Genomic DNA, 26,596 nt, shown 5'->3' with positions numbered 1-26,596 from the left:
GTTCTCCACCGTGTCGACCGGATGTGCGCGTGCGGTCCCCAGGACGGCTTAGCATCGTCTCCGTGACCGCGACAGACGCCGAGCGGGCCGCGGACCACGACGCGACCGAACCTCCCCTCGACCGCAGCACCCGTGTGCGTCGCTGGATGCTGCACGGGGCCGACCAGGGCGCCTCGCACCAGGGGCCGCACCAGGTCGAGGTCGAGAAGACCCACTCGTGGTGGCGCGTCATGTGCCTCACGGGCGTCGACTACTTCTCCACCCTGGGGTACCAGCCCGCGATCGCCGCGCTCGCGGCGGGGCTCCTCTCGCCGATCGCGACGATCGTGCTCGTGCTCGTGACGCTGTTCGGCGCACTGCCGGTGTACCGCCGCGTCGCGCAGGACAGCTTCCGGGGCGCCGGGTCGATCATGATGCTCGAGAAGCTCCTGCCCTGGTGGGCCGGCAAGCTCTTCGTGCTCGTGCTGCTCGGGTTCGCCGTGACGGACTTCATGATCACGATGACGCTGTCCGCGGCGGACGCGACGGCGCACATCGCCGAGAATCCCTTCACGCCGCACTGGTTCACCGAGATCCCCGTGCCGCTCACCCTCGCGCTCCTGCTCCTGCTCGGGGTGGTGTTCCTCCGCGGCTTCAAGGAGGCCATCGGCATCGCCGTGGGGCTCGTCGCGGTGTACCTCGTCCTCAACGCGGTCGTCGTCGGGGTGTCCCTGTGGCACGTGTTCGAGCACCCGATGGTGGCGAGCGACTGGTGGAGCGGCCTGACCGCCCAGCACAGCAACCCGCTGGTGATGATCGGCATCGCGCTCGTGGTGTTCCCGAAGCTCGCCCTCGGCCTGTCCGGCTTCGAGACCGGCGTCGCGGTGATGCCCCAGGTCCGGGGCGACGCCACCGACGGCGCCGGACCCCGGCCCGAGGGACGCATCCGCGGGACGAAGCGCCTGCTCACCGTCGCCGCCGTGATCATGAGCTCGTTCCTCATCACCTCGTCGATCGTCACGACCTTCCTCATCCCGCAGCAGGAGTTCCAGCCAGGTGGCGGGGCGAACGGTCGTGCCCTGGCGTACCTGGCGCACGAGTACCTCGGCGGGGTGTTCGGCTCGGTGTACGACTTCTCGACGGTCGCGATCCTGTGGTTCGCGGGTGCGAGCGCGATGGCAGGCCTGCTCAACCTCGTGCCCCGGTTCCTGCCCCGCTACGGCATGGCGCCGCAGTGGGCGCGGGCGACCCGGCCGCTCGTCATCATCTTCACGCTGATCGCCTTCGTGATCACGATCATCTTCCAGGCCAACGTCGACGCGCAGGGCGGTGCCTACGCGACCGGCGTGCTCGTCCTCATCACGAGCGCCGCGGTCGCCGTGACGCTGTCGGCCCGGCGCAAGCAGCAGAAGAAGCGGACGATCGGGTTCGGCATCATCGCCGTGGTCTTCGTGTACACGACCGTCGCGAACGTCATCGAGCGCCCGGACGGTGTGCGGATCGCCGCGATCTTCATCATCGCGATCGTCGTCGTGTCGCTCATCTCCCGCGTCCGTCGGTCGTTCGAGCTCCGGGCGTCGTCGATCGAGCTGGACGCCACCGCTCGCCAGTTCGTCGAGGCCGACGCCGACCAGTTCAGCTCGGTCTGCATCATCGCGAACGAACCCGGTGCCGGCACCGCCGAGGCGTACCGGTCGAAGGGCCGCGAAGAGCGCCGCGACTCGGGCATCCCGGCACGTGTGCCGACGATGTTCCTCGAGGTGCTGCCGGCCGACTCCTCCGACTTCGAGGAAGACCTGGTCGTCGAGGGGCACGTCATCCACGGCCACCGCGTGCTGAAGGTGCGCTCCGGCAACGTGCCGAACACCATCGCGTCGACGCTGCTGGCGATCCGCGACATCGCCGGGGTGGTGCCGAGCATCTACTTCGAGTGGAACGAGGGCAGCCCCATCCGCAACGCCATCCGCTTCGTGTTCACCGGCGTCGGCGACGTCGCCCCGGTGACGCGCGAGGTCCTGCGCGAGGCCGAACCCGACGTGAACCGCCGACCGAGCGTCCACGTGTCGTGACCGGCGGGACGGCGGCGAGCCGCGCCTCCCGGCCAGCCGGCGGACTCGCGGCCGTCCTCGTCGCCGCCGCCGTGTGGGGCACCACCGGCACCGCGACGCACTTCGCGCCGGGCGTCCCGGCGTTCGTGTTCGGTGCCGTGACGTTCGGCCTGGGCGGACTCGTCCTCGCCGCCGGCGCCCGTCGCGGAACCCTGGGTGCGATCCGGGACCCCGCCAGCCGGCGGTGGGTGCTGGTCGGCGCGGTGTCGCTCGTCGTCTACGCCGTCGCGTTCTACGCGGCCCTCGCCGACGCGGGCGTCGCGCTCGGCACGACGGTGGCCATCGGGTCGTCACCCGTCTTCGCGGGGCTCGTCGAGCGGGTCGCCGACGGCAGGCGCGTCACGCGTCGGTGGGTCGTCGCCACCCTGGTGAGCGTGGTCGGCATGGTCGTCGTGACGCTCGCGCGGTCGGAGGGCTCCGGCGCGGGTGGATCGCTCGTGCTCGGACTCGGGGCGGCGCTGTTGGCCGGACTGACCTACGCGTCGTACTCGTGGGCGGTCGCGCGGGGCATGCGCGGGGTGTCCGCTCGCGGGGCGCTGCCGGGTGGCGTGTCGTTGCCCGGCGGTCCGGGGGCCGAGATCGTCGTCCGGGCGCGGTCGGGCGAGCGCGGCCTCGTCGGGGCGGTCTTCGGACTGGCGGCCCTCCCGCTCGTCGTGCTCGCCGTCGTGGCCGGGCACGCGTCGCTCGGGGTCGCGTCGAACTGGCCGGTGTTCCTGTACCTGGCGCTCGTGCCGACGGTGCTCGGCCACTCGCTGTACGCCCTCGGGCTGCGGTCCGTGCGTGCCTCGGTCGCGACGCTGCTGTCGTTGTTCGAGCCCGTCGTGGCGGCGGTCCTCGCCGTGCTCGTGGTGGGGGAGCACCTCGGCGTCGGCGGCTGGGTCGGGATCGCGCTCGTCGTGGTCGGCCTGGCGGTGCTCGCGATGCCGGAGCGGACGCGCGCCTGACGGTGTGGGGACGCGGCCAGGGGTGTGAAACCGCCGTCGCAGTCTGACGGGCCGGCGCGCCCTGCGGGCTGGGGGCGGACCGCTCTCGGACCGGGGCGCCGTGCGGGCGGGGCGGACCGCTCCCGGACCGGCGCGGGCGGTTGGGGCGGACCGCTCTCGAGCCGGCGCGCCGCGCGGGCGGGGTCAGTCCTCGCCGAGGATCCGGTCCCGCACCTTCCGCCGCAGCACCTTGCCGATCATCGACCGCGGCAGGTCCTCGACGACGACGATCCGGCGGGGCACCTTGTAGGCGGCCAGGTGCTCGCGCGACCACGCACGCAGGGCATCCGGGTCGAACGACGCCGGGTCCTTCGGTACGACCGCGGCGACGACCTGCTCGTTGCCCGCCTGGGTGATGCCGACGACCGCCACCTCGCGGACGCTGGGGTGCTTGAGCAGTGCGTCCTCGACCTCGGTCGGGGAGACGTTGAACCCGCCCGTGATGATGAGCTCCTTGAGGCGGTCCACGATCCTGACGAAGCCGTCCTCGCCGATCGCCACGATGTCGCCGGTCCGGAACCAGCCGTCCGGCGTGAAGACCTCGTCGGTCGCCTCGGCCTTGCCCCAGTACCCGCGGAAGACCTGCGGCCCGCGCACCTGGAGTTCGCCCGGTTCGTCCGTCCCGAGGACCTTCGTCGGGTCGTCCGGGTCCGCCACCCGCGCCTCGGTCGACGACAGCGGCAGGCCGATCGACCCGAGCCGACGAGCCGGGGACACCGGGTTGGCGAGCAGCACGGGGAGCACTCCGACAGGCCGTAGCCCTCGACGAGGTAGCCGCCGGTGCGGGCCTCCCAGGGTTCGACGACCTCCTTCGAGAGCGCCATGGCCCCCGAGATGCCGATCTGGATCCCCTGGAGCGACACCTTCGCCGAGTCGGCCGCGTGCTGCAGCCGGGCGTAGATCGGGGGCACCGCCGGCAGGAAGGTCGGCGGGTGGTGCTTCATCGCCTTGAGCACGAGGGCCGGGTCGAACGCCGGGAAGAGCACGAGTCGCGAGGCCATGCTCATCGCGAAGGTCAGGCAGAGCGTCAGGCCGTACGCGTGGAACATCGGGAGCACCGCGTAGACCACGCTGCCGTCTCCCGGCTGGATCTGCGGCACCCACGCCCGCGCCTGCGCGGCGTTGGCGATGAGGTTCCCGTGCGAGAGCACCGCGCCCTTCGGAACGCCGGTCGTGCCGGAGGTGTACTGGATGAGCGCGACGTCGTCGGTGCCGGGGCGCGCATGGCGCTTCGACAGCTTCCGGTTCGACACGAGGTCGTCCCACTTCGTCGTGCCGCGGACCTTCGTGGTCAGCTTCGCCCGGGACTCCCGGGCCTTCGCCACCGGCAGCGACAGCGCGATCCGGGTGCTGCGCGGCATCGCCCGGGTGAGGTCCACCGAGACGATCGCGTCGAGCCGCACGTCCGAGGGGAAGTCCTGCAGCGACGCCACCGACTTGTCCCAGGCGATGGCGACCGTGGCGCCGTGGTCCTCGAACTGGTGCCGGAGCTCCCGAGGCGTGTACAGCGGGTTGTGCTCGACGACGACCGCGCCGAGGCGGAGCACCGCGTAGAAGGCGACGATGTGCTGCGGGCAGTTCGGCAGGACGATCGCCACCCGGTCGCCGGCGGTCACCCCGAGCTTGCGCAGACCGTTCGCCGCGCGGAGGATCTGCTCCTCGAGTTCGGCGTACGTCGTCGTCCTGCCGAAGAACTCGAGCGCGACCTTCTTCGGGAAGCGCCTGGAGGACTGCTCCACGATGTCGTACAGCGAGCCCGTCGGCTCGTCGATGTCGTGCGGGACCCCCGGGGCGTACGAGGCAAGCCAGGGACGAGGCGTGTCGATGCTCACGCCGACCAACCTAGCGGGCCACCCGGGCGACGGCTGGGAGGCATCGCACGCACGCGCCCCGCCCGCATGCACCCGCCCGCCCGCTCGTCGACGCGTGCGTCGACGCCGGCGCACGCGCTGTTCGCGCGATGCCGGGCGCGTTGTCAGGGGCAGGACGGACGATGGCCTCATGCCCTCTGTCGCCGACGCCTTCCGATCCCGCCTCAACGACACGTTCACCGGTGGTGCCACGGAGCGCCCGGCGTGGATCGACGAGCTCGAGCAGGGCACCGACGCCGGGTTCTTCGGACCCGGCTCCGCGACCTGGTCGGTGCACGGCGGGAAGCAGACGATCCTCGCGGGCGTCCGGGCGCTCCTCGTGCAGGCCCTGCACCCCGGCGCGCTCGCGGGCGTCGCCGACCACTCCCGCTACCGCGAGGACCCGTTCGGCCGCCTCGCCGGCACCATCCGCTGGATCTACACGGTCTCGCACGGTGACACCACGGCGGCGCGGTCCGCGAGCGCCTGGGTCCGGCAGCTGCACGAACGCGTCCGTGGCGAGTACGTCGACGGGCACGGGGTCACGACGCCCTACGCCGCCAACGACCCGGACCTCGCCCGGTGGGTGCACCTCGCGTTCACGGACGCCTTCCTCCGCAGCGCGCAGCTGTGGGGCGACCCCATCCCCGGCGGCGCCGACGCCTACGTCCGCGAGTGGGCGATCGCCGGCCGGCTGATGGGCGTCGAGGACGCTCCCGAGTCCGATGCCGAGCTCCGCGCTCAGATGAACGGGTACCTCGACCGCGGCGAGCTCACGGCGACCGCGCGCACACTCGACGTCGTCCGGTTCATCAAGGACCCGCCGCTCGCACGCCTGCTGCGCCCCGGGTACCGCGCGCTCTTCGACGGCGCGGTCGTCTCGCTCGACCCACGACACCGCTCGATGCTCGGGCTGCGGACGCCGTCCGTCGGGCCGATCGAGTTCCCGGTCCGCCGGACGGCCGGCGCCGTGCTCGACGGCATCGGTGCCGTGCTCGGCCACCAGCCCGGGACGGAGCGCGCAGCGCTCGTCCGCATCGCGCGGCTGGACGGCGCGCGATCGGCTCCGGACGCGACCGTGTGACGGACGGGAGGCGCGGTGCCAGCCGGCACCGCGCCTCCCGTCCCACAGGTGGGTGTGTCAGAAACCGGACGGCACCCGGGGTGTGTACGCGGATTCGAGTCGCGTGACCTCGTCGTCGGTGAGCGTGATCCGGCTCGCGGCCACGGCGTCGTCGATGTGGTGCTCCTTCGTCGCGCCGACGATGGGCGCGGAGACCGCGTCCTTCCCGGCCACCCACGCGAGGGCGATCTGGGCCATGCTCACGTCGTGTGCCTCGGCGACCTGCTGCACCGCGTCGACGATCGCGCGGTTCGCGTCCTCGTCCTGGCGGTAGAGCGTCTTGCCGAACTCGTCCGTGTCCGCCCGGCTCCCCGAGCCCTGCGCGTCCCACGGGCGCGTGAGCTTGCCGCGTGCGAGGGGGCTCCACGGGATCACGCCGACGCCGGTGTGGGCGCAGAAGGGGTGCATCTCGCGCTCCTCCTCGCGTTCGAGGAGGTTGTACTGGTCCTGCATGCTCACGAAGGGCGTCCAGCCGTGCAGCTCGGCGACGTGCTGCATCTCGGCGAACTGCCACGCCCACATGCTGCTCGCGCCGATGTACCGCGCCTTGCCGGCCTTGACGACGTCGTGCAGCGCCTGCATCGTCTCCTCGACCGGGGTGTGCGGGTCGAAGCGGTGGATCTGGTACAGGTCGACGTAGTCGGTGCCGAGGCGGGTCAGCGAGGCGTCGATCTCGTGCATGATCGCCGCCCGTGAGAGCCCGGCGCCGTTCGGGCCGGGGCGCATGCGGTTGAAGACCTTCGTGAAGACCTGCACCTCCTCGCGCGGGGCGAGTTCCTTGAGGAGCGTGCCGGTGATCTCCTCGCTGCTGCCGGCGGAGTACACGTTCGCGGTGTCGAACGTCGTGATGCCGGCCTCGTAGGCGCGGCGGACGAAGGGGCGGGCCTCGTCGATGCCGACGCTCCACTCGTGGGCGCCCTTGTCGGGGTCGCCGTAGGACATCATGCCGAGGATCACGGAGCTGATCTGGAGGCCGGAGGCGCCGAGGCGGACGGTGTCCGGGCGGGGCGCGGGCGCGTCGGCGATGGGCGCGTTGGTGTTGCGCGTGTTCGCGTCGGGCGCGTTGCCGCCGTCCGGCGCCGAGCGGGCGGTTTCGGTTCCGGGGGTTGCCGAGCGGGCGGTTTCGGTTCCGGGGGTTGCCGAGCGGGCGGTTTCCGGGGCTGCCGAGTGGGCGGTTTCGGGGCTTGCCGAGCGGGCGGATTCTGCTGCGGCGTCGGCCGCGTTCGTTCCCGAGCGGGCGGATTCGGGGCTCGCCGAGCGGGCGGATTCTGTCATGCTGCCACCCTGGCATCGCGCCCTGTGACCGCGAGGAGGCGGACCTGCAGCGGCGCATCATCGTCGACGTCGACCGGGGCGGCGTAGAGGCCCGTCGCGGCGAGGTCCTCGATCTGCGGCTCGAAGTGTTCCCACACGGCCCGCACCAGTTCGTCCGGGAGGGTCTCGTCGCTGCCGGTCGCCCGAGCGAGGTCCCACGTGTGGATCGTGATGTCGCTGGTCTGCTCGGTGAGGTACTGGCCGGCGGGGACGACGTCCGTGGCGAGGTGCACCGGCGTGTCAGCGGGCGTTCGCTGCCATGCCTCGATGGCTTCGGCGGCGAACTTCGCCCACTCGGCGGCGAGGTCGGGGCCGACCGCCTCGAGGTCCGCTTCGGCCTGCGCGTAGTCGCACCCCGTCAGGAGCTTCGGGATCCACCGCTGTTCCTCGACGACGTGTCGCACGAGGTCTCTGGTGGTCCATTCGGAGTCGGGGGTCGAGGCGTCCCAGTCCGTGACGGCGGCGACGCGGCGGCCGAACTCGGCTGCCGCGAGGGCCTGCAGCGCGATCCAGTCGGTGACCATGGTGGTGCTCCTGTTCGTGGGTCCTGCGGGGTGCGGGGTGCTGCGTGCGGGGTGCTTCGTGCTCTCTCGAGTCGAGCGGGCGATCACGGTCTCGTGCGTTCCGCGCGGGCTCGTGGTGTTCCGTGTTCGCCTGCAACCGTGCTGTACGGGTTCCGATTCCCGGCGACCGGAGTGGTCCGGTGTCGGGCGCCGCAGCCTCACGCTACTGCGCACGGTGCCGCGCTGGTGGCGTGCGGCCGGCCGCGAGCGGGCAGATGCGGTGCGGCCGCGAGCGGGCGGTTCCCGTCGACTGGTGGGCGGTGCCGATCGGCGAGCGGGCGGAATGTGGCCTGGTGCGGTCGCCGCCTGGGCCGGATTCGCCCGCTCGACACGTCGAGCGCCGGCCCCGGTCACGTGCCACCGCGACAAAATCGTCTGCGTGCCCCGAGACTCGAGCTCCGCAGCTCGCACCGGCGGGCGCGGGGCCGAGCGGGCGGAATGGGCGCGGTCGAGACTCCGGACCGGACAGGCTTCGTCCGCTCGATGGCGACGGGCTCCCGGGGGCACGACCGGCCCGACGCTGCGCTGAACGACGACTGCGTTCCCACGCGCAGGACGTGTGAGCGGGTGAGATCGACCAGCTTCCGTTGGTGAACATGACGTACTTCGCCCGATCGACGGGGGCGCGGAGACGGGGCACGGAGACGAGAGCACGGAGCGCTCCGGACCAGGACCGTGACGAGCGACGAGCGACGCGCGACGAGCGACGAGCGACGAGCGACGAGCGGCCGGCGATGGGCGACCGGCGACGTCCAAGCGACTCGCCCCCGACCCCGCCCCGGGAACGACGAACGGCCCGGCTCCGTGGGGGAGGAGCCGGGCCGTTCGTCTCGGGTGCTGCAGAGTCCTGCTGTTCGGTGTCCCTCAGGTCACGCGCAACGCGGTGACCCGCGGGTCAGGAGGTGCGAGGTGTCAGGCCGCCTGGAGGACGAACTGCACGTCGAGGTTGATCGTCACGTCGTTGCCGAGCGTGAAGCCACCGGCCTCGAGCGCCGCGTTCCAGTTCACGCCGAACTCGGTGCGGTCGATCTTGGTCGAGGCCTCCGCGCCGAACTTGACCTGCCCGTAGCCGTCGGTCGTGAAGCCACCGAGCTCGGCCTTCAGGACGACCGGCTTGGTCACGCCGCGCAGGGTCAGCTCGCCGGCGATGTGCAGGTCGTCGCCCTTGGCCTCGATGCTCGTCGAGCGGAAGGTGAGCTGCGGGTGCTCTTCGGTGAGGAAGAAGTCGCTCGTCTTGAGGTGCTGGTCGCGCTGCTCCTGGCCGGTGTTGATCGACGCGACGTCGATGTTCGCCTCGACGGTCGACTCGAGCGGGTTCTCGGCGGTGACGACGGTGGCGTCGAAGGTCTCGAACTTGCCCTTGACCTTGCTGATCGCGAGGTGGCGGACCGAGAACGTGACCTCGGAGTGCGTGGGGTCGATCTTCCAGGTACCGGTCTGGTAGCCGGGGATGGTCGAGGCGGTGAGCGTCATGGTGACTCCTTCGAAGCGTGTGGACTGCGTTCCCGAGCAGGCGTCGGGCGGAACCGCGATTCCATGCGCCTGCATCGAAGTTGATGCTAGCCCATTGTGCACGGGTTTGGTTGAAGCGTCAACCAATGTTCATCTCGATGACGCAGGACGGCGTGTCGGACGTGGGTCGTGCCTCCCGGCTGACACACCGTCGAGCAGGCGACGCACGCGCCGGACGAGTGCGTCGATCCCCGGGCCCACGTCGTCCGAGGTGGCGCGCAGCAGCCACCAACCGGCGTCCTTGAGGTGTTCCCCGCGAGTCAGGTCCTTCCGGAACGAGCGTTCGTCGGTGCGGTGCAGATCGCTCTCGTACTCGATCGCGACGCGAGCGTCCGGGTAGGCCAGGTCGACGCATGCGATCCAACGACCGTCGACCACGACGTCGTGGTTCAGCGCGGGCTGTGGGAGTCCGCGCCTCGTCAGGGCGAGCCGGAGTCGGGTCTCGCCGGGGGAGCGTGAGCCGGGGCGGATCTCCGCGAGCGCCGCTCGGACCCGACGGATGCCGCGCGCTCCGCGGAAGCGGCGGGCCGCCGCGACGAGTTCGGCGTGGTCGCACCAGCCGAGCTATCCGATGAGCGCGTCGCCGACGACGATGAGTTCGTCGCGGCTCAGGAGTGTCGCCAGCGCCACGAAGGTGTCGGCGGGATGCGTCAGTGCGGCGGTGCCCGAGTGGACGACCTGCAGTCTGCCTCGTCGTGCACGGTGGCCGATCGTGCCGCGGACGCGGAGTGCCTGGTCGGTCCCGATCGTCGTCACGTGCACGCGGTGGTCGCGTTCGAGGCGTCGGGGGAGCGGGAAGCCGAGGATCACCGCGGCGGTCGTGTGACTGAACGCCTGGTCGGGGCGCAGCCGTGGCTGCACGGCTCGTGCGCGCTCGTCGTGGGTCTGCGGTTCGGCCCAGGCGCGGATGCCGTGGAACGGCCGGAGGAACGCGCGGGAACGAAGACGGCCGGCGCTGACGCCGCGACGCAGGGCCTCGCGGACGCGGAAGGGGCGGCCGCGGAGGGCCATCGGGAAGGTCGCGTCGACGTGCATCTGGTCAGCGTGGCCGCTGCCCCCGCCTCGCAGCGGGGATCGGCGCGATCTGTGGACGGTGAGCGCCAATGGCCGCATGTGGACGGATGGTCGGCACGCGGGCGGGCCGGGAGGCGCGGCGCGAGCGGGCGGAACGGGTGCGTTCGGAGCGGGGTCGGGTGCGGGTTCCGCCCGCTCGCGCCTGCCCCGCGGGTTCCGCCCGCTCGCGCCCGCCCCGCGCGTTCCGCCCGCTCGCGCCCGCCTCGCGCGTTCCGCCCGCTCGCACCCCGCCCCGCGCGTTCCGCCCGCTCGCGCCCGCCCCGCGCCGGACCCCCGCCCGCGCCCGCCCCGCACGGGACCCCCGCACCCAGGTACTCGCACGGCCCCTCACGGCACGGGGAAGCCCGCTAGCGTCGGCAGCATGGAATTCAGGTACCTGGGCAACTCCGGACTCAAGATCTCCGAGATCACCTACGGCAACTGGCTGACGCACGGCTCGCAGGTCGAGAACGACGTCGCCACGCAGTGCGTGCGGGCAGCGCTCGACGCCGGCATCACCACGTTCGACACCGCCGACACGTACGCCAACACGGCAGCCGAGCAGGTCCTCGGTGAGGCGCTCAAGGCCGAGCGCCGCCAGTCGCTGGAGATCTTCACGAAGGTCTACTGGCCCACCGGACCGAAGGGGCACAACGACGTCGGGCTCAGCCGCAAGCACATCATGGAGTCGATCGACGGCTCGCTCTCCCGCCTGCAGACCGACTACGTCGACCTCTACCAGGCGCACCGCTACGACCACGAGACCCCGCTCGAGGAGACGATGCAGGCCTTCGCCGACGTCGTCCGCCAGGGCAAGGCGCTGTACATCGGCGTCAGCGAGTGGAACGCCGAGCAGATCCGCGCCGGCGCCGCCCTCGCGAAGGAGCTCGGGTTCCAGCTCATCTCGAACCAGCCGCAGTACTCGATGCTGTGGCGGGTCATCGAGGGCGAGGTCGTGCCCGCGTCGAAGCAGCTCGGCCTGTCGCAGATCGTGTGGTCGCCGATCGCGCAGGGTGTCCTCACCGGCAAGTACAAGCCGGGTCAGCCGCTGCCCGAGGGCTCGCGTGCCACGGACGAGAAGGGCGGCGCGGACATGATCAAGCGGTTCATGCGCGACGAGGTCCTCGAGGCCGTGCAGCGCCTACAGCCCGTCGCCGACCAGGCCGGTCTGACCCTCGCGCAGCTCGCCATCGCGTGGACGCTCCAGAACGAGAACGTCGCGAGCGCGATCGTCGGCGCCTCCCGTCCGGAGCAGGTCACCGACAACGTCAAGGCCGCGGGTGTGCGGCTCGACGCCGACGCCCTCGCGGCGATCGACCAGGCCCTGGGGGACATCCCGGAGCGCGACGCGTCGAAGACCGTCAGCCCGGCGTCGCGCCCCGCGTAGACGCGGCCACCTGCCGGACGGGAGGCGCGGTGCCGGCTGGCACCGCGCCTCCCGTCCGTTGCGTGGGCGCGTCCGCGACCCGCATGTGAACAGCAGGTGTCGCGAAACTGGCAGAAGCCTCCGGATGGCTGTACCCCACCCAAACCACCTCGCGAAGCCCCCCGAATCGGGGGCATGACCCGAACCGATACCCCCGTTGTGGTGCCACGCGCCACCGGAGCGGTGCCCGTCCCGTCGCGCGTGCCCCTCGCGCGACTGCTCACCCTGGCCCGCCAGCTCGTCTCCTTCGGGAGCATCGGCGCCGTGTGCTTCGTCATCGACCTCGGCGTCTACAACCTCCTCCGCGCGACCGTGATGCCCGACGGTCCCATCGCCGCGAAGATCGTCTCCGCCGTCGTGTCCACGGCCGTCGCCTGGATCGGCAACCGGTTCATCACCTTCCGCGCCGAACGGCAGACCGGCCGACGCGAGACCGTCCGCGAGGGGTTGCTCTTCGCCGTCACGAACCTCATCGGGCTGGGCATCGCCGCGGCGTGCCTGTTCGTCTCCCACTACGTCCTCGGATTCACCTCCACCCTCGCCGACAACGTCGCCGGCAACGGGGTGGGTCTCGTGCTCGGTACCGCGTTCCGGTTCGCCGCGTACAAGGCCCTCGTCTTCCGTTCCACCGACGCTCACGCGAAGGAGCTCGCCGAATGACCATCTCCGCCATGCTGCTGACGGCCGCCGGGCCGTTGCTCCAGCCGAACGAGGGGACCGCTCCGTCGAGCGTCCCGAACCGCGGTACGACCGACGTGCCGACGGGAGGCTCGGGTCAGGTCCCGCAGGCCGCCTGGTCGGTGGGCGAGTGGGTCGGGTACTCGGCCCTCATCGCGATCTCCGTGCTGCTCACGATCATCGCGCTCACCACGCTGTGGTGGATGCTGCACGCCTGGCGCTCGCGCGACGCGCTCAAGTCGACGAGCTTCAGCCAGACCCCGCGTCCGGCCGCGCACCGGTTCACGCTGCTGGTCCCCGGCCGCCACGAGCAGGACGTCATGGGGGAGACCCTCGACATGCTCGCGAAGCAGGACCACCCGGACTTCGAGATCATCGCGATCGTCGGCGAGGACGACCCCGAGACGGACGCCGTCGTGCGCGCCGCCGCGGCCCGGCACCCGGAACTCATCCGGGTCGTCGTCGACGACACCCTGCCGAAGAACAAGCCGAAGGCGATGAACCTCGCGCTGCAGTACGCGACGGGCGACATCGTCGGCGTGTTCGACGCCGAGGACGAGGTCTACCCGCGGCTGCTGTCGCTCGTCGACTCGCGCTTCCAGGAGACCGGCGCCGACGTGGTGCAGGGCGGCGTGCAGCTGATGAACTTCAAGTCGAGCTGGTGGTCGCTCCGGAACGTGCTCGAGTACTACTTCTGGTTCCGCTCGCGCCTGCACTTCCACGCCGGGTCGAAGTTCATCCCGCTCGGCGGCAACACCGTCTTCGTGACCAAGGAGCGCCTGGACTGGTCGAACGGCTGGGACGCGCACTGCCTCGCCGAGGACTGCGAGCTCGGCGTCCGCCTGTCCGCCGACGGCGCCAAGGTCGTCGTCGCGTACAGCCCCGAGGCCGTCACCCGTGAGGAGACCCCGCCCACCTTCGCGTCGCTCCTCAAGCAGCGGACCCGGTGGAACCAGGGCTTCCTGCAGGTCCTCGGCAAGGGCGAGTGGAAGAAGCTCCCGTCGTTCCGGCAGCGGTTCTTCGCCCGGTACATGCTCACGATGCCGTTCATCCAGGCGGCCACCGGGCTCCTCATCCCGCTCAGCGTCCTGATGATCCTGTTCGTGAAGGTGCCGACGGCGATCGCCCTCGTGTCCTTCATCCCCGTCGCGCCGACGCTCATGCTGCTCGCGGTCGAGATCGTCGGCCTCAACGAGTTCGGTCGGCTCTACCAGGAGAAGGTCCGCTTCCGTGACTACGTGAAGCTCGTCCTCGGCCTCGTGCCGTACCAGATCTTCCTCGCCGCGGCGGCGGTCCGGGCCGTGGTCCGGCACGCCAAGGGCCAGAACGGGTGGGAGAAGACCGAGCACACGGGGCAGCACCGCACCGCTGGGCAGCCGGCCGAGGTCGTCGGGTTCGCGAACGCGGTCACCACGCGTGTGCCTGCGTCACCCGACCACGCGGACGACCGCGAGCTCGCCACCTCGACCACCGGAGGGAACCGATGAGCGCCAGCATCACGAACACCACCGGCATCCCGATCCGCGGCGCCGTCGCCGGGTCCGGCATCGGCGCGTGGTTCCGTCGGCACGCCGCGAGCCTCGGCTGGCTGCTGCCCGTCCTCGCCGTCACCGTCGTGGTGCAGGCGTGGAACATGTCCGGCACCCCGCAGCGCATCGACGACGAGGGCACGTACACGGCCCAGGCGTGGGCGATCACGCACCTCGGCGAGATCACCCACTACACGTACTGGTACGACCACCCGCCGCTCGGGTGGATCCAGATCGCGGGGTACACCTCGCTCACCGGCGCCTTCGCGCGCTACCCGTTCGCCGTCGAGGCCGGGCGCGAGGCGATGGTCTTCTTCGCCGCCGTCTCGAGCATCCTGCTCTTCGTCCTCGCCCGTCGACTCGGGAGCGGCCGGGCCACCGCCGCGGCCGCCGGACTCGTGTTCGCGCTGTCGCCGCTGGCCCTGCAGTACCACCGCACGGTCTACATCGACAACGTCGCGACGCCGTGGCTCCTCGCCGCGTTCGTCCTCGTGCTCAGCCGTCGGCAGCAGCTCGCCGGGTTCGCCGGCGCGGCCGCCTGCCTCGGCATCGCCGTGCTCTCGAAGGAGACCTACCTGCTCGCGCTGCCGTTCCTCATCTGGATCGCGGTGCGTCGGGCCGACCGGAGCACCCGTCGCTACACCCTGAGCGTTGCCGGAGCCGTCCTCATCGTCATCGGTGGCGGCTACCTGCTGCTCGCGGCGGTGAAGGGCGAGCTGCTGCCCGGTGCCGGACGGGTGAGCCTCCTCCAGGGCATCACGTACCAGCTCGGTTCCCGAGCGGCCAGCGGCTCGGTGTTCGACGCGGGCAGCCTCGCGAACGAGGCCGCGTCGCAGTGGTGGGCGCTCGACCCGGTGTTCATCGTGCTCGGCTCGGCGGCCGCCGTCGTGGGGCTGTTCCTCCGCCGGGTCCGCCCGATCGCGGCGATGCTCGTGTTCCTGCTCCTCATGATGTTCCGCCCGAACGGGTACCTGCCCGTGCCGTACGTGATCATGCTCATCCCGTTCGCCGCGCTCCTGATCGCGTACACGGCCGAGCGCGCCGTCCTCACCGTCCTCGGTCGCCTGCGCGGCACCTCCGGGACCTCGGGCCGTGCGATCGTCCGACGTGGTCTCGGCACCTCGTGGGCCGTCGTCACGTCCGCGGCGCTCCTTGTGGCGCTCCCGCTGTGGGGCGCGCAGCTCCGTGGGTTCGTGCTCGGCAACCTCGACCTGCCGATGCAGCAGGCCGAGCAGTGGGTGGGCGACAACGTCCCGAAGTCCTCGAGGCTCCTCGTCGACGACGCCATGTGGGTCGACCTCGTGCAGGACGGCTTCGCCCGGAACAACGTCATCTGGTACTACAAGCTCGACACCGACGCCGCGGTCGAACGCCAGTCGCCGAACGGCTGGAAGGACTCGGACTACGTCATCACGACGGACTCCATGCGCACGGGTGGCAACTCGTCGACGGACGTCCGACAGGCGATCGAGAACTCGACGTCCGTGGCCGCGTTCGGCACCGGCAACCAGCGGGTCGACGTCCGGCGCATCCACTCCGAGGGGTCGACGGCCGCCGAGGCCGCGATCACCCGGGCCTCCGACGTCCGGAAGACCATGGGCACCGAGCTCGCGGCGAACCCGGCGCTCCGGGCCGACTCCGGGACGAAGTCGCAGTTCCGTGCCGGCCAGGTGGACTCGCGGGCGATGATCGCGCTCGGGCAGGTCCTCGCCGACCGGCCCGTCGAGGTCGAGCGGTTCACACCGATGACCGGCGAGACCGGACAGCCCTTCCGTCGGGTGGTGCTGCAGGCCTCGGGGAGCGCCGAGGCCACCCGCATCGCGGCCACCCTCGACGCGATGGCGAACGACTTCCGGCCCGCATCGGTCGAGCGTGACGGGGCCCGCCTGACGGTGGTCTACACCCCGGCCGACCCGACCACGACCGCCACGAGCGCCACGTGACCCGCGCGCCCGCCGCACCCACGCACCAGACCCGAACCACGACCAGAAGGAGCACCACCATGCCCGCACCTCGTCGCACCCTCCTCGTCGGCGCCCTCGCCACGAGCCTCGTCGCCGCAGCCGTCGGCCTCGCCCCGCAGGCCGCCACCGCCGCGACCACCGCCGCACCCGCCGCGGGCAGCTCCGGCGAGGGCTGGCTCCGCGTCGGCCACCTCTCCCCGGACACGAAGGGCGTCGACGTCGAACTGTCGAGCCTGTCCGGCGGCAAGAAGGTCTTCGAACTCGACGACGTCACCTACGGCCAGGTCAGCCCGTACCAGGAGCTGCCGGTCGGCACCTACGTCCTGTCGATGCGCGCCGCGGACGCCCCGGACTCCACGCCCGTGATCTCCACCGACGTCACGGTGGACGAGGGCGACGCGAGCACGGTCGTCGCCTACGGCACGAACGCGAAACTCCGGACGACCGCCTTCACGGACGACCTCCAGCAGCCCGGTGACGGCAAGGCGAAGCTCCGGCTCGTGCAGGCCGCGACCACCGCGAAGTCGGTCGACGTGAGCACCTCCGAGGGCACCGCCGTCGCCGAGGACGCCGCGTTCGGCACCGCCACGAAGTACGCGACCGTCGACGCCGGCAAGTGGACGCTCGACGTCTCGGGCAGCGGGCAGCGGGGGACGGCGAAGGTCGACCTCGCGGGCAACACCGTCTCGACGCTGTTCGTGCTCGACGACAGCAAGGGCGACCTGACCGTCGTGCCCGTCACCGACGCGGCAGCGACGGCGTCCACGCCGTCCGGCGGGGTCCAGACCGGGGGCGGCGGCGCAGCCGCCGACCCGGTCGAGCAGGCCACGCACGAGCTGATCGCGACGCTCCGGTCGCTGTTCCGCTGATCGCGGGACAGGAGGCGCGGATCACCCCGGCGGGTCCGCCCGCGTGATCCGCGCCTCCGGGCCCACCCCGCACCCACTCAGGAAGGCAGGCCGCATGACCCGCAGGACCTGGATCCCCGTGACCGCCGCAGCCGCGGTCATCGTCGCGCTCGGCATCGCGCTCGTCGCGGTGCGCCCGTGGGGCGCCTCGCAGCCGGACGCCGGAGGCGCGTCGACCCCGACGTCCTCGGCGGCGCCGGACGCAGCGCGCTCGCCCGAGCAGCTCCGGACCGACTTCCTCGACCGGTACGTCCGTGACGGCCGCGTCGTCCGCACCGACCAGGGCGGCGACACCGTCAGCGAGGGGCAGGCGTACGGCCTGCTCATCGCCTACGCGAACGGCGACCGTCGGCGCTTCGGCGAGATCTGGTCGTGGACGAAGCGGCACCTGCTCACCGACGACCACCTGCTCGCGTGGCGGTGGACGCCGGACGGCGGCGTCGCGGACGGCCAGTCCGCGAGCGACGCCGACCTCGACGCCGCCAGGGCACTCGTGCTCGCCGGGTCCTCGTGGGACGAGTCCCGGTACACGGCAGCGGGGAAGACCATGGCATCGGCGATCCTCGAGCACGAGACCGCCACGACCGACCTCGGCACGATCCTGCTCCCAGGGCCGTGGGCCGACTCGGAGCCGTACCGGTACGACGCCTCGTACGCGTCGCCGGTGGCCTACCAGGTGCTGGCGAAGGCGACCGGCGACGACCGCTGGGACGCCCTCGCCACCGGTTCCCGCGCCGTCACCGCGGCCGTGCTCGAGCAGTCGGACCTGCCGAGCGACTGGTCGCAGGTGCACGCCGACGGCAGCGTCGACCCGATGCCCGCCACGGGTGGTGACGACCGCGTGCTCTACGGGTACGACGCGATGCGCCTGCCGCTCCGGTACGCCGAGGCGTGCTCCACCGGTGACCGCTCGCTCGCCGGCTCGATCGCCCCGACGCTCCGCCGGCAGACGCAGTTGGCGGCGCAGCTCGACCTGGGCGGCACGGCCGTGACCGGTGACACGAACGCCCTCGCGTACGTGGCGCGGGCGGCGGCGGAGCAGGCCTCCGGGCAGTCGGCAGCGGCCACCGCGGACCTGCGTCGGGCCGACCGGACGGCTGCGACGACACCGACCTACTACGGGGACGCGTGGGCGGCGCTCGGCGCGACGATGCTCACGTCGGACGTGCTCGGCGGGTGCGCCACGGCGGCCGGGGGTGCCTCGTGAGCGGGCGGCGCCGGGCGTCCGGCAAGCCGACACTCGGGCTCGGCGGACCGCGGCGTCGGGGCGTGATCGTCGGCGCCGTCGTCGCGGGGGTGCTCGTGGTGGGCGGGGTCGCCGGGGTCGCGGTCGCGGCGACGAACGGCACCGGCGGTGCGACGGACGCAGCTGCGTCCTCGTCAGCGTCCGCTGCTCCCTCGTCCTCGGCCGGGTCGTCCACCGGGTCGTCCACCGCCGGTCGGAACGGCGCCGCGGGCTTCCAGGACCCGGCAGCCCCCGCCGCCCGCTCCGACGCGACCCCGGTCCGCGTGACGATCCCCGCCATCGGGGTGTCCTCGTCGCTCGAGGACCTCCACCGGGGAGCCGCCGGCGAGCTCGACCCGCCGAAGGACTGGGACAGTGCCGGCTGGTTCAGCGACGGCATCGTCCCGGGCGAGGTCGGCCCCGCCGTCATCGCCGGGCACGTCGACAGCCCCACCGCCGCGGCCGTGTTCTTCCGGCTCGACGAACTGGTCCCCGGCGACGCCATCCACGTCGCCATGTCGGACGGCTCCACCCGGACCTTCACGGTGGAGCGGTCCGAGCGTGCCGCGAAGTCGGCGTTCCCGACGAGCGACGTCTACGGCACCGCACCCACACCGCAGCTGCGCCTCATCACGTGCGACGGCACGTTTGACACGGCCACAGGGCACTACACGGACAATCTGATCGTGTTCGCAGAGCTCTCGTCGGACTGACGCAGCGACCGGCCGATATCTTCGATGAGAAGCGCAAGGAGCACCATGAGCACGACACTGGTCATCATCCCGACCTACGACGAGGCGGAGAACGTCCGACCCATCGTCGAGCGCACGCTGGCGGCCACCGACGAGACCGTGCACGTGCTCGTCGTTGACGACAACTCCCCGGACGGTACCGGCGACATCGCCGACGAGATCGCCCGCGAGACCGACCGCGTGCACGTGATGCACCGCACCGTGAAGGACGGCCTCGGCGGCGCGTACCTCGCCGGGTTCGCCTGGGGCCTCGACCACGGCTACGACAAGCTTGTCGAGATGGACGCGGACGGCTCGCACCACCCCGAGTACCTGCCGTGGATGATCGAGCTCGCCGACACGAACGACCTCGTCCTCGGGTCGCGCTGGATCAAGGGCGGCACGGTCGAGAACTGGCCCTGGTACCGGGAACTGCTCTCCCGCGGCGGCAACCTCTACACGCGCCTCGCCCTCGGCATCGCCGTGCGCGACGCGACCGGCGGCTTCCGCGTGTTCACCTCGCGGGCGTTCGAGCGGATCGACCTCGCCGGCGTCGCCTCGAAGGGCTACTGCTTCCAGGTGGACCTCTGCTGGCGCGCGCTCGAAGCCGGCCTCCGCGTCGTCGAGACCCCGATCACGTTCACCGAACGCGAGTTCGGTGTGTCGAAGATGAGCGGCAACATCGTCCGCGAGAGCCTCACCCTCGTCACGAAGTGGGGCATCGACCGGCGCATCCGCGAGGCCCGTTCCCTCGTCAAGGACCACCGCCGACTGCCGTCGGTCCGGGCGAACGCGCACGCGGTCGCCGACCACGCGGCCTGACGAACCGAACCCGGGTCGCGTCGCGGCCGGGGATCGACCGTCGACGGACAGGAGGCGCGGTGCCAGCTGGCACCGCGCCTCCTGTCCGTCATCGCGACTGTCCGTCACCGCGACGAGTCCCGCGGCCGTGTCGTCGCGTCCGCGGGGCGTCGTCGTCGTGTCAGCGGGGCGTCGCACGCAGACGGACGGCCCGCGGTGCTTCGCACGCAGACGGACGGCCCGCGGCGGTGTCGCCACGGGCCGTCCGGTCACGCATCGGCAGCGGTCAGCGCAGCACGACCACACCGCGCCCCGCGAAGCGGACGCAGTCCGTCTCGACGTCCGCCTCGCCGAAGCGGTAGAGCTCCTCGCCCGTGGCGCCCGGCACGGGCACCTCGGCCGCGTCGTCGAGGAAGTTCACCACGACGTGCACCGGGCGGGCGTCGGGTCCGAGCAGCCCGCGGGTCAGGACGAGCCACCGGCGGTCCTCGCTGAACCGCACGGCGTTCGCTTCGTAGCGCTGGTCGACGAAGGCCTCGTCGGTCCGCCGCAGCGCGACGAGCACCCGGTAGGCCCGGAGGATCGCCGCCCCCCGCTCGGACTCGACGTCCGACCAGTCGAGCTTCGAGTTCGTGAACGTCGTCGGGTCCTGCGGGTCCGGCACGGCGGACTCGTCCCAGCCGTGCTCCGCGAACTCCGTGATGCGCCCCTCGGCGGTGGCCTTGCCGAGCTCCGGTTCGGGGTGCGACGTGAAGAACTGCCACGGGGTCGAGGCAGCGAACTCCTCGCCCATGAAGAGCATCGGCGTGAAGGGGCCGAGCAGCGTCAGCGCGGCGGCGATCACGAGGCCCTCGTCGGTCAGGCTCGCGGCGAGCCGGTCGCCGGTCGCGCGGTTGCCGATCTGGTCGTGGTTCTGGTTCGCCACGACGAGCGCCGTGGCCGGCGAGGTCCCGCGGTCGATGGGCCGTCCGTGCCGCTTCCGCCGGAACGACGACCACGTGCCGTCGTGGAAGAAGCCGTGCTCGAGCACCTTCGCCAGTGCCGAGAGGGGAGCGAAGTCGCCGTAGTACCCGTTCGTCTCACCGGTCAGGGCGACGTGCACGGCGTGGTGGAAGTCGTCCGACCACTGCCCGGCGAGTCCGTAGCCCGCGGCGTCCTGCGAGCGGAACATGATCGGGTCGTTGAGGTCGGACTCCGCGATGAGCGACAGCGGTCGCCCGACGAACGCCGAGTACGCGTCCGTCTCGGAGGCCATCGCCTGCAGCAGGTGCGGCCGGGTGGTGTCCCGCAGGGCGTGCACGGCGTCGAGCCGGAGCCCGTCGACGTGGTGGTCACGGAACCACATCCGCACGTTGTCGAGCACGTAGCGCCGGACCTCGGGGTGCTCGACGTTCACCGAGTCACCCCAGGTGTTGCCGAGCCCCGCGAGCAGGTACGGCCCGTACAGCGGCAGGTAGTTGCCGCTCGGTCCGAGGTGGTTGTAGACGACGTCCTGGATGACGCCGAGCCCGAGGGCGTGCGCGCGGTCGACGAAGCGGTCGTACGCGTCCGGTCCGCCGTACGGCGCGTGCACCGCGAACCAGCCGACGCCGTCGTAGCCCCAGTTCCACTCGCCGTTCACCGCGTTGACGGGCAGGAGTTCGACGAACTCGACGCCGAGCTCGACGAGGTGGTCGAGCTTCGCCGCGGCGGCGTCCAGCGTGCCCTCGGGCGTGTAGGTGCCGACGTGCATCTCGTAGATGACGCCGCCGCGGGCCGGACGCCCGGTCCAGGCGTCGTCCGTCCACGAGAACCGCGCCGGGTCGACGACCTCGGACGGCCCGTGCACCCCTTCGGGCTGGAACCGGCTGCGCGGGTCGGGTCGCACGGCGTCGTCGTCCCCGATGCGGAAGCCGTAGCGGGCACCCACGACGGGGGCGATCCGGTCGGTCGTCCACCAGTCGTCGTCGCCGCGGGTCAGCGGGTACTCCGTGTCGTCGACCACGAGGCGCACGCGCTCCGGTGTGGGCGCCCAGACGGCGTAGCGGTCGGGTGCGGTCATGCGTGACCCTCCAGGATGTCGATCTCGGCCTGCGCGTCGGATTCGTCGGCAGCGGCAGCGGCAGCGGCAGCGGCAGGCGCGTCAGTGGTGTCGGGACCGGTGCCGGCGGCGACACCGGTGCCGTGGGTCGCTGCGGTGCCGTCGCCCGCCGCGGTGCCGTGGGCGTTCGCCTCGGTGCCGTGGTCGGTCGCCTCGGCCACGTGAGCCGGCACGAGCAACGCCACCGGGTAGTCGGTGAGCAGGTCGGCGAGGGCGATGCCCCGGTCGGCGGGGACCCGGCGGCCGGTGAGAAGGTCGACGCGGTCCGTCGGCACGGCGTGCACGAGGGTGTCCCCCCATCCGCCGACGCGCTCGAGGCCGATCGGCAGGCGCGTCGCGATCGTGATCGCACCCCCGCGGTCGAAGGCGAGCACGTGGTCCGCCGCGCTGCCGGTCGCCTCGAGCGCGAGGTAGCGGGTGAAGAGCTCCGGGTGGTCGCGCCGCACGCGGAGCGCACGACTCGTCACGAGGAGCTTCGCCCGGCCGTCCAGCCCGACGGCGGGCAGCTGTTCCGGCCCGTCGTCGTCCGGCCCGTCGAGCTCGGCCAGGACGTGCCGACGCTCGGTGTAGTCCACCGGCCGGCGGTTGTCCGGGTCGACGAGGGACCGGTCCCAGGACTCGGTGCCCTGGTAGACGTCCGGGACGCCCGGTGCGGTGAGCTGCACGAGCTTCTGCCCGAGGCCGTTCGACCACCCCGCGGCGTCGATCCGTTCGTCGAGGGCGTCGAGGACGGCGACGACGGCCGGGTCGTCGAACGCGGCGTCGACGAGTGCGTGCATCCGGCGTTCGAAGTCCTCGTCCGGCGCCGTCCACGTGGTGCTGTCGCCGGCCTCGCGCGACGCCTTCTCGGCGTAGGCGTGCAGCCGTTCCCGGCTGGCCGGACGGGCGCCCACGATCGCCTGCCAGAGCAGGTCGGCGAAGACGGCGTCGTCGAGCGGCGCGAGTGACTGCAGCCGCGCGAGCGTGCTCGCCCACTCCGGCCCGAGCTCGGCCAGCACGGCGATCCGCGCACGGGTGTCCTCGCTGCGCTTGGTGTCGTGCGTGGTGAGGGTCGTCATGGTGTGCGGCCAGCTGCCGAGGCGGTCACGCTGCGCCTGGTGGAAGTCGTCGACCGAGACCGAGAACACGCTCGGGTCGCCGCCGACCTCGCTCAGGGACGTCAGACGGGACGTCCGGTAGAACGCGGTGTCCTCGACGCCCTTCGCCATCACCATGCCGCTCGTCTGCTGCAGACGGATCGCCGCCGCGTTCGTCGGGTCGATGAGCGCGGGCGCGATCCGGTCGATCACGTCGCCGAGGTCCGGCCGTGCCGCAGCGGCACGCTCGAGCGCGGCGATGAGGTGGTGGGCGCCCTCGGGCAGGTAGGTGCGGTACACGTCGAACGACGCGACGATCTCGGCGACCGCGTCGACGATCCGCTCGTGGGGGAGCGGTGCGGACGCGGCGCCGCCGGTACCCGGGCCGAGCAGCCGGGCGAGCCGCTCGACCTCGCTGCCGAGGATGCCGTCCGCGATGCCACGACGGGTGTCGTGCGTCAGCCGCTGCCAGTCGGTCGGTTCGGCCCCGGACGCCGCGGTCAGGGACGCCTCGCCCGCCGGGTCGACGAACACGCGGTCGAGCACCCCGAGGGCGTCGTAGCCGGTGGTGCCGTCGACCGGCCAGCTGGACGGCAGTTCCTCGCCCGGCTCGAGGATCTTCTCGACGAGCGTGTACGCGCCGTCGGTGAGCGCCGCGAGGTCCTGCAGGTACCCGGCCGGGTCGTACAGGCCGTCGGGGTGGTCGATGCGGAGCCCGTCCACGAGGCCGTCGCGGAACCACGCCCCGATCGTGCTGTGGGACGCCGCGAACACCTCGGGCTCCTCGACCCGGATCGCCGCGAGCGTGTTCACCGCGAAGAAGCGTCGGTAGTTCAGCTCGTGGTCGGCGCGCTTCCAGTGCACGAACTCGTAGTGCTGTCGCGCGTGGACGTCCGCCACCGAGTCGCCGTCGTGCACCGTCCCGGGTGCGGTCGGGTACGCGGTGTCGCCGAGGTACAGCCGGCCGTCGCGGAGCTCGACCGCGTCGAGCAGCCGGTCGTCGAGCACCGGGACGCGCAGCTTGCCGTCGCCGGCGTCCCAGTCGACGTCGAACGCCCACGCGACGGGGGAGCCCTGGCCCTGTTCGAGCACGGACCACCACCACGGGTTCGACGCGGGCGTGGCCACACCGACGTGGTTCGGCACGACGTCGACGAGGACACCGAGCCCGACGGCGTGCGCGGCCTCGGCGAGTGCACGGAGCGCTTCGTCCCCGCCGCGTCCGGCGTCGACCCGGGTGTGGTCGACGACGTCGTACCCGTGCTGCGAGCCCGGCTCGGCCTGGAGCACGGGCGACAGGTAGAGCCAGTCGGCACCGAGGTCGCGCACGTAGTCGACGACGTCCCGTGCGGCGCCCAGGTCGAAGTCCGGCGTGACCTGCAGCCGGTACGTCGACGTGGGGACCCGACGCGCGGTCACTGCTGGCCGCCGCTCGTGGCGGAGGGAGCCGTGGCACCGGCGGGGTTGATCGGAGTGACGGCGTCCTGCGGTGCCGCCGTGGCCGGTCGGCGTGCGTCGGTGTCCACCGGGGTCACCGTGACCTCGTGGTCCGGCTCGGCGCGCAGCACGATCATCGAGCGCGCGGGGACGTCGAGCGGGGTGCCGGCGTCGAGGACGTCGTCGCGCGCACCGGGCTCGGCCGTGTCGATCCGGACCGTCCAGCCCGGTGAGTACTCCTCGGGAGGGAGGGTGAACGTCACGGTGTCGTCGTGCGCGTTGAAGTAGGTGATGAACCCGACGTCGGTGACGCGCTCGCCGCGGGAGTCGCGCCCGCGGATCCCGTTGCCGTTCAGGTACATGCCGACGCTCTTGCCGAAGCCGGAGTCCCAGTCCTCGGGTTCCATCGCGTCACCGGAGGGTGTGAGCCACACGACGTCCGGCAGCGGTTCGTCCTGCCCGCGGCGGACCGGACGCCCGTTGAAGTACCGCGTGCGGCGGAACGTCGGGTGGTCGTGCCGGAGCTTCACGACGTCGGCCGTGAACTGGACGAGGTCGTCGTCGGCGGCCTCCCAGTCGATCCAGCTGATCGCGGAGTCCTGCGCGTAGACGTTGTTGTTGCCGGACTGCGTGCGTCCGAGCTCGTCGCCGTGCGCGATCATCGGCACGCCCTGGCTGAGCAGCAGGGTCGCCAGGAAGTTCCGGCGGCGCTGCAGCCGCAGGGCGTTCACGTCCGGGTCGTCGGTCGGGCCCTCGACGCCGGAGTTCCAGGAGCGGTTGTGGCTCTCGCCGTCGTTGTTGTCCTCGCCGTTGGCGTCGTTGTGCTTCTCGTTGTAGGCGACGAGGTCGTACAGCGTGAAGCCGTCGTGCGCGGTGATGAAGTTGATGCTCGCCTTGGGCGTTCGGCCGTCGTGCTCGTAGAGGTCAGCGGAGCCGGAGATGCGCGAGGCGAACTCACCGAGCGTCGAGGGCTCGCCCCGCCAGAAGTCGCGCACCGTGTCGCGGTACTTGCCGTTCCACTCGGACCACTGCGGCGGGAAGTTGCCGACCTGGTAGCCGCCGGGACCGACGTCCCACGGCTCGGCGATGAGCTTCACCTGCGACACGATCGGGTCCTGCTGGACGAGTTCGAAGAAGGCCGCCAGCCGGTCGACCTCGTAGAACTCACGGGCGAGGGCCGCGGCGAGGTCGAAGCGGAAGCCGTCGACGTGCATCTCGGTCACCCAGTAGCGCAGCGAGTCCATGATCAGCTGCAGCGAGTGCGGGTGGCCGACGTTGAGCGAGTTGCCCGTGCCGGTGGTGTCCATGTAGTACCGCTTGTCGTCGTCGACGAGGCGGTAGTACGCCGCGTTGTCGATGCCGCGGAAGGACAGCGTCGGGCCGAGGTGGTTCCCCTCGGCCGTGTGGTTGTAGACGACGTCGAGGACGACCTCGATGCCGGCCCGGTGCAGCTCGCGGACCATCGCCTTGAACTCCTGCACCTGCTGGCCGTGGTCACCCGACGACGAGTAGTGCGAGTGCGGCGCGAAGAACCCGATGGTGTTGTAGCCCCAGTAGTTCGACAGCCCGTTCTCCTGCAGCGTCGAGTCGTTCACGAACTGGTGCACGGGCATGAGTTCGAGCGTGGTGACGCCGAGCCGCTGCAGGTGCGCGATGACCGCCGGGTGTGCGACGCCGGCGTAGGTGCCGCGCTGCTCCTCGGGCACGTCGGGGTGCGTCTCGGTGAGGCCCTTGACGTGCGCCTCGTAGATGACGGTCTCGCCGTAGGGGATGCGCGGCGCCCGGTCGCCCTGCCAGTCGAAGAACGGGTTGATGACGACGCCCTTCATCATGTGGGCCGCCGAGTCGTCGTCGTTCGTCGAGTCCGGGTCGCCGAACGTGTACGAGAAGAGTGCCTGGTCCCAGTCGATGTCGCCGCTGGTCGCCTTGGCGTACGGGTCGAGCAGGAGCTTCTTCGGGTTTGCGCGGAGGCCCTTGTCGGGGGCGTACTCGCCGTGGACGCGGAAGCCGTACTGCTGGCCCGGTCCGACGTTCGGGAGGTACGCGTGCCAGACGTACGCGTCGACCTCGACGAGGTCGATGCACTGTTCGTTCCCGTCGTCGTCGAAGAGACAGAGTTCCACGCGTTCGGCGACCTCGCTGAAGAGGGCGAAGTTCGTGCCGCTCCCGTCGTAGGTCGCCCCGAGCGGGTACGGGTTGCCGGGCCAGGTGTGCAAACGGTCCTCCAGTGGTGGGTCACGCCAACATATCGGCGCG

General features: G+C 71.8%; 19 protein-coding genes and 1 pseudogene. 12 read left to right on the top strand and 8 right to left on the bottom strand.

Annotated features, from left to right (window positions below; genetic code table 11):
• Nucleotides 1-146: 146 nt before the first annotated feature.
• The gene (locus tag ACQXVK_RS00995) at nt 147-2,048 is read left to right on the top strand and encodes an amino acid transporter (RefSeq protein WP_430852746.1); all 1,902 of its coding nucleotides are present in this window, start codon (nt 147-149) and stop codon (nt 2,046-2,048) included.
• A complete protein-coding gene (locus ACQXVK_RS00990) occupies nt 2,045-3,031 on the top strand; it encodes a DMT family transporter (RefSeq protein ID WP_430852386.1) in 987 nt (328 codons plus the stop codon). The genes ACQXVK_RS00995 and ACQXVK_RS00990 overlap by 4 nt, the downstream gene beginning before the upstream one ends.
• Before the next feature lie 183 nt (nt 3,032-3,214).
• On the opposite strand, the pseudogene ACQXVK_RS00985 reads toward ACQXVK_RS00990, so the two are convergent.
• Nucleotides 3,215-4,902: pseudogene (locus ACQXVK_RS00985) on the bottom strand (long-chain-fatty-acid--CoA ligase).
• A gap of 169 nt (nt 4,903-5,071) precedes the next feature.
• Here ACQXVK_RS00985 and ACQXVK_RS00980 point away from each other — a divergent pair.
• Nucleotides 5,072-6,004, top strand: coding sequence for an oxygenase MpaB family protein (locus ACQXVK_RS00980; RefSeq protein WP_430852385.1), 933 nt, complete (start codon nt 5,072-5,074; stop codon nt 6,002-6,004).
• A 57-nt stretch (nt 6,005-6,061) separates the two neighbouring features.
• On the opposite strand, the gene ACQXVK_RS00975 is transcribed toward ACQXVK_RS00980, so the two are convergent.
• Nucleotides 6,062-6,988: an aldo/keto reductase gene (locus tag ACQXVK_RS00975; RefSeq protein ID WP_430852745.1), complete on the bottom strand. Its 927-nt coding sequence runs from the start codon at nt 6,986-6,988 to the stop codon at nt 6,062-6,064.
• Here ACQXVK_RS00975 and ACQXVK_RS00970 point away from each other — a divergent pair.
• Complete coding sequence (locus ACQXVK_RS00970) at nt 6,987-7,346, top strand: hypothetical protein (RefSeq protein WP_430852384.1); 360 nt, start codon at nt 6,987-6,989, stop codon at nt 7,344-7,346. The two genes, ACQXVK_RS00975 and ACQXVK_RS00970, sit on opposite strands and share 2 nt — an antisense overlap.
• Here the strand turns inward: ACQXVK_RS00970 and ACQXVK_RS00965 are convergent.
• The 3 genes from ACQXVK_RS00965 to ACQXVK_RS00955 all read right to left on the bottom strand — a co-directional run bounded on the left by ACQXVK_RS00965 (nt 7,315) and on the right by ACQXVK_RS00955 (nt 10,467).
• Nucleotides 7,315-7,881, bottom strand: coding sequence for a TIGR03086 family metal-binding protein (locus tag ACQXVK_RS00965; protein ID WP_430852383.1), 567 nt, complete (start codon nt 7,879-7,881; stop codon nt 7,315-7,317). The genes ACQXVK_RS00970 and ACQXVK_RS00965 overlap by 32 nt on opposite strands.
• 951 nt (nt 7,882-8,832) lie before the next feature.
• Complete coding sequence (locus ACQXVK_RS00960) at nt 8,833-9,393, bottom strand: YceI family protein (protein WP_022908461.1); 561 nt, start codon at nt 9,391-9,393, stop codon at nt 8,833-8,835.
• Nucleotides 9,394-9,996: 603 nt separating this feature from the next.
• Nucleotides 9,997-10,467, bottom strand: a complete 471-nt coding sequence (locus ACQXVK_RS00955) for a hypothetical protein (RefSeq protein WP_430852382.1) — start codon at nt 10,465-10,467, stop codon at nt 9,997-9,999.
• Between the two features lie 400 nt (nt 10,468-10,867).
• Between ACQXVK_RS00955 and ACQXVK_RS00950 the strand changes: the two genes are divergently transcribed.
• The 8 genes from ACQXVK_RS00950 to ACQXVK_RS00915 all read left to right on the top strand — a co-directional run bounded on the left by ACQXVK_RS00950 (nt 10,868) and on the right by ACQXVK_RS00915 (nt 19,768).
• Nucleotides 10,868-11,872 (top strand): aldo/keto reductase family protein, encoded by a 1,005-nt coding sequence (locus ACQXVK_RS00950; protein WP_430852381.1) that lies wholly within the window; start codon nt 10,868-10,870, stop codon nt 11,870-11,872.
• Nucleotides 11,873-12,046: 174 nt separating this feature from the next.
• Entirely contained in the window at nt 12,047-12,571 is a 525-nt protein-coding gene (locus ACQXVK_RS00945; protein ID WP_416396222.1) for a GtrA family protein, read from the top strand.
• Nucleotides 12,568-14,076: a glycosyltransferase gene (locus ACQXVK_RS00940; RefSeq protein ID WP_402264287.1), complete on the top strand. Its 1,509-nt coding sequence runs from the start codon at nt 12,568-12,570 to the stop codon at nt 14,074-14,076. Before ACQXVK_RS00945 ends, ACQXVK_RS00940 begins: the two co-directional genes overlap by 4 nt.
• Nucleotides 14,073-16,061, top strand: a complete 1,989-nt coding sequence (locus tag ACQXVK_RS00935; RefSeq protein WP_430852380.1) for an ArnT family glycosyltransferase — start codon at nt 14,073-14,075, stop codon at nt 16,059-16,061. The genes ACQXVK_RS00940 and ACQXVK_RS00935 overlap by 4 nt, the downstream gene beginning before the upstream one ends.
• Nucleotides 16,062-16,120: 59 nt before the next feature.
• Entirely contained in the window at nt 16,121-16,951 is an 831-nt protein-coding gene (locus tag ACQXVK_RS00930; RefSeq protein ID WP_402264281.1) for a DUF4397 domain-containing protein, read from the top strand.
• Between the two features lie 94 nt (nt 16,952-17,045).
• Nucleotides 17,046-18,197: a glycosyl hydrolase family 8 gene (locus tag ACQXVK_RS00925; protein ID WP_430852379.1), complete on the top strand. Its 1,152-nt coding sequence runs from the start codon at nt 17,046-17,048 to the stop codon at nt 18,195-18,197.
• Complete coding sequence (locus ACQXVK_RS00920) at nt 18,194-18,928, top strand: class F sortase (protein WP_430852378.1); 735 nt, start codon at nt 18,194-18,196, stop codon at nt 18,926-18,928. Before ACQXVK_RS00925 ends, ACQXVK_RS00920 begins: the two co-directional genes overlap by 4 nt.
• Before the next feature lie 45 nt (nt 18,929-18,973).
• On the top strand, nt 18,974-19,768 hold the full coding sequence (locus ACQXVK_RS00915) for a polyprenol monophosphomannose synthase (RefSeq protein WP_416396233.1): 795 nt from the start codon (nt 18,974-18,976) through the stop codon (nt 19,766-19,768).
• A gap of 265 nt (nt 19,769-20,033) precedes the next feature.
• Here ACQXVK_RS00915 and treZ read toward each other — a convergent pair whose 3' ends face one another.
• From treZ to glgX, 3 genes are read right to left on the bottom strand one after another with little or no spacing between them, the layout of a single operon-like run.
• A complete protein-coding gene (gene treZ, locus ACQXVK_RS00910; protein WP_430852377.1) occupies nt 20,034-21,788 on the bottom strand; it encodes a malto-oligosyltrehalose trehalohydrolase in 1,755 nt (584 codons plus the stop codon).
• Entirely contained in the window at nt 21,785-24,322 is a 2,538-nt protein-coding gene (gene treY / locus ACQXVK_RS00905) for a malto-oligosyltrehalose synthase (RefSeq protein ID WP_430852376.1), read from the bottom strand. Before treY ends, treZ begins: the two co-directional genes overlap by 4 nt.
• On the bottom strand, nt 24,319-26,556 hold the full coding sequence (gene glgX, locus ACQXVK_RS00900; protein ID WP_430852375.1) for a glycogen debranching protein GlgX: 2,238 nt from the start codon (nt 26,554-26,556) through the stop codon (nt 24,319-24,321). The genes treY and glgX overlap by 4 nt, the downstream gene beginning before the upstream one ends.
• Nucleotides 26,557-26,596: the final 40 nt, after the last annotated feature.

The organism is Curtobacterium sp. AB451 (genome assembly GCF_050585845.1).
Classification (GTDB): Bacteria; Actinomycetota; Actinomycetes; order Actinomycetales; family Microbacteriaceae; genus Curtobacterium.
The sequence above is the reverse complement of the archived record's forward strand: the minus strand, read 5'-3'. Positions and strand labels throughout refer to the sequence as shown.

Coding starts and splice junctions, on each gene's coding strand:
- ACQXVK_RS00995 (WP_430852746.1), top strand. CDS start 147: ATGCTGCACGGGGCCGACCAGGGCGCCTCGCACCAGGGGCCGCACCAG.
- ACQXVK_RS00980 (WP_430852385.1), top strand. CDS start 5,072: ATGCCCTCTGTCGCCGACGCCTTCCGATCCCGCCTCAACGACACGTTC.
- ACQXVK_RS00970 (WP_430852384.1), top strand. CDS start 6,987: ATGCCGAGGATCACGGAGCTGATCTGGAGGCCGGAGGCGCCGAGGCGG.
- ACQXVK_RS00975 (WP_430852745.1), bottom strand. CDS start 6,988: ATGATGTCCTACGGCGACCCCGACAAGGGCGCCCACGAGTGGAGCGTC.
- ACQXVK_RS00965 (WP_430852383.1), bottom strand. CDS start 7,881: ATGGTCACCGACTGGATCGCGCTGCAGGCCCTCGCGGCAGCCGAGTTC.
- ACQXVK_RS00960 (WP_022908461.1), bottom strand. CDS start 9,393: ATGACGCTCACCGCCTCGACCATCCCCGGCTACCAGACCGGTACCTGG.
- ACQXVK_RS00955 (WP_430852382.1), bottom strand. CDS start 10,467: ATGCACGTCGACGCGACCTTCCCGATGGCCCTCCGCGGCCGCCCCTTC.
- ACQXVK_RS00950 (WP_430852381.1), top strand. CDS start 10,868: ATGGAATTCAGGTACCTGGGCAACTCCGGACTCAAGATCTCCGAGATC.
- ACQXVK_RS00945 (WP_416396222.1), top strand. CDS start 12,047: ATGACCCGAACCGATACCCCCGTTGTGGTGCCACGCGCCACCGGAGCG.
- ACQXVK_RS00940 (WP_402264287.1), top strand. CDS start 12,568: ATGACCATCTCCGCCATGCTGCTGACGGCCGCCGGGCCGTTGCTCCAG.
- ACQXVK_RS00935 (WP_430852380.1), top strand. CDS start 14,073: ATGAGCGCCAGCATCACGAACACCACCGGCATCCCGATCCGCGGCGCC.
- ACQXVK_RS00930 (WP_402264281.1), top strand. CDS start 16,121: ATGCCCGCACCTCGTCGCACCCTCCTCGTCGGCGCCCTCGCCACGAGC.
- ACQXVK_RS00925 (WP_430852379.1), top strand. CDS start 17,046: ATGACCCGCAGGACCTGGATCCCCGTGACCGCCGCAGCCGCGGTCATC.
- ACQXVK_RS00915 (WP_416396233.1), top strand. CDS start 18,974: ATGAGCACGACACTGGTCATCATCCCGACCTACGACGAGGCGGAGAAC.
- treZ (WP_430852377.1), bottom strand. CDS start 21,788: ATGACCGCACCCGACCGCTACGCCGTCTGGGCGCCCACACCGGAGCGC.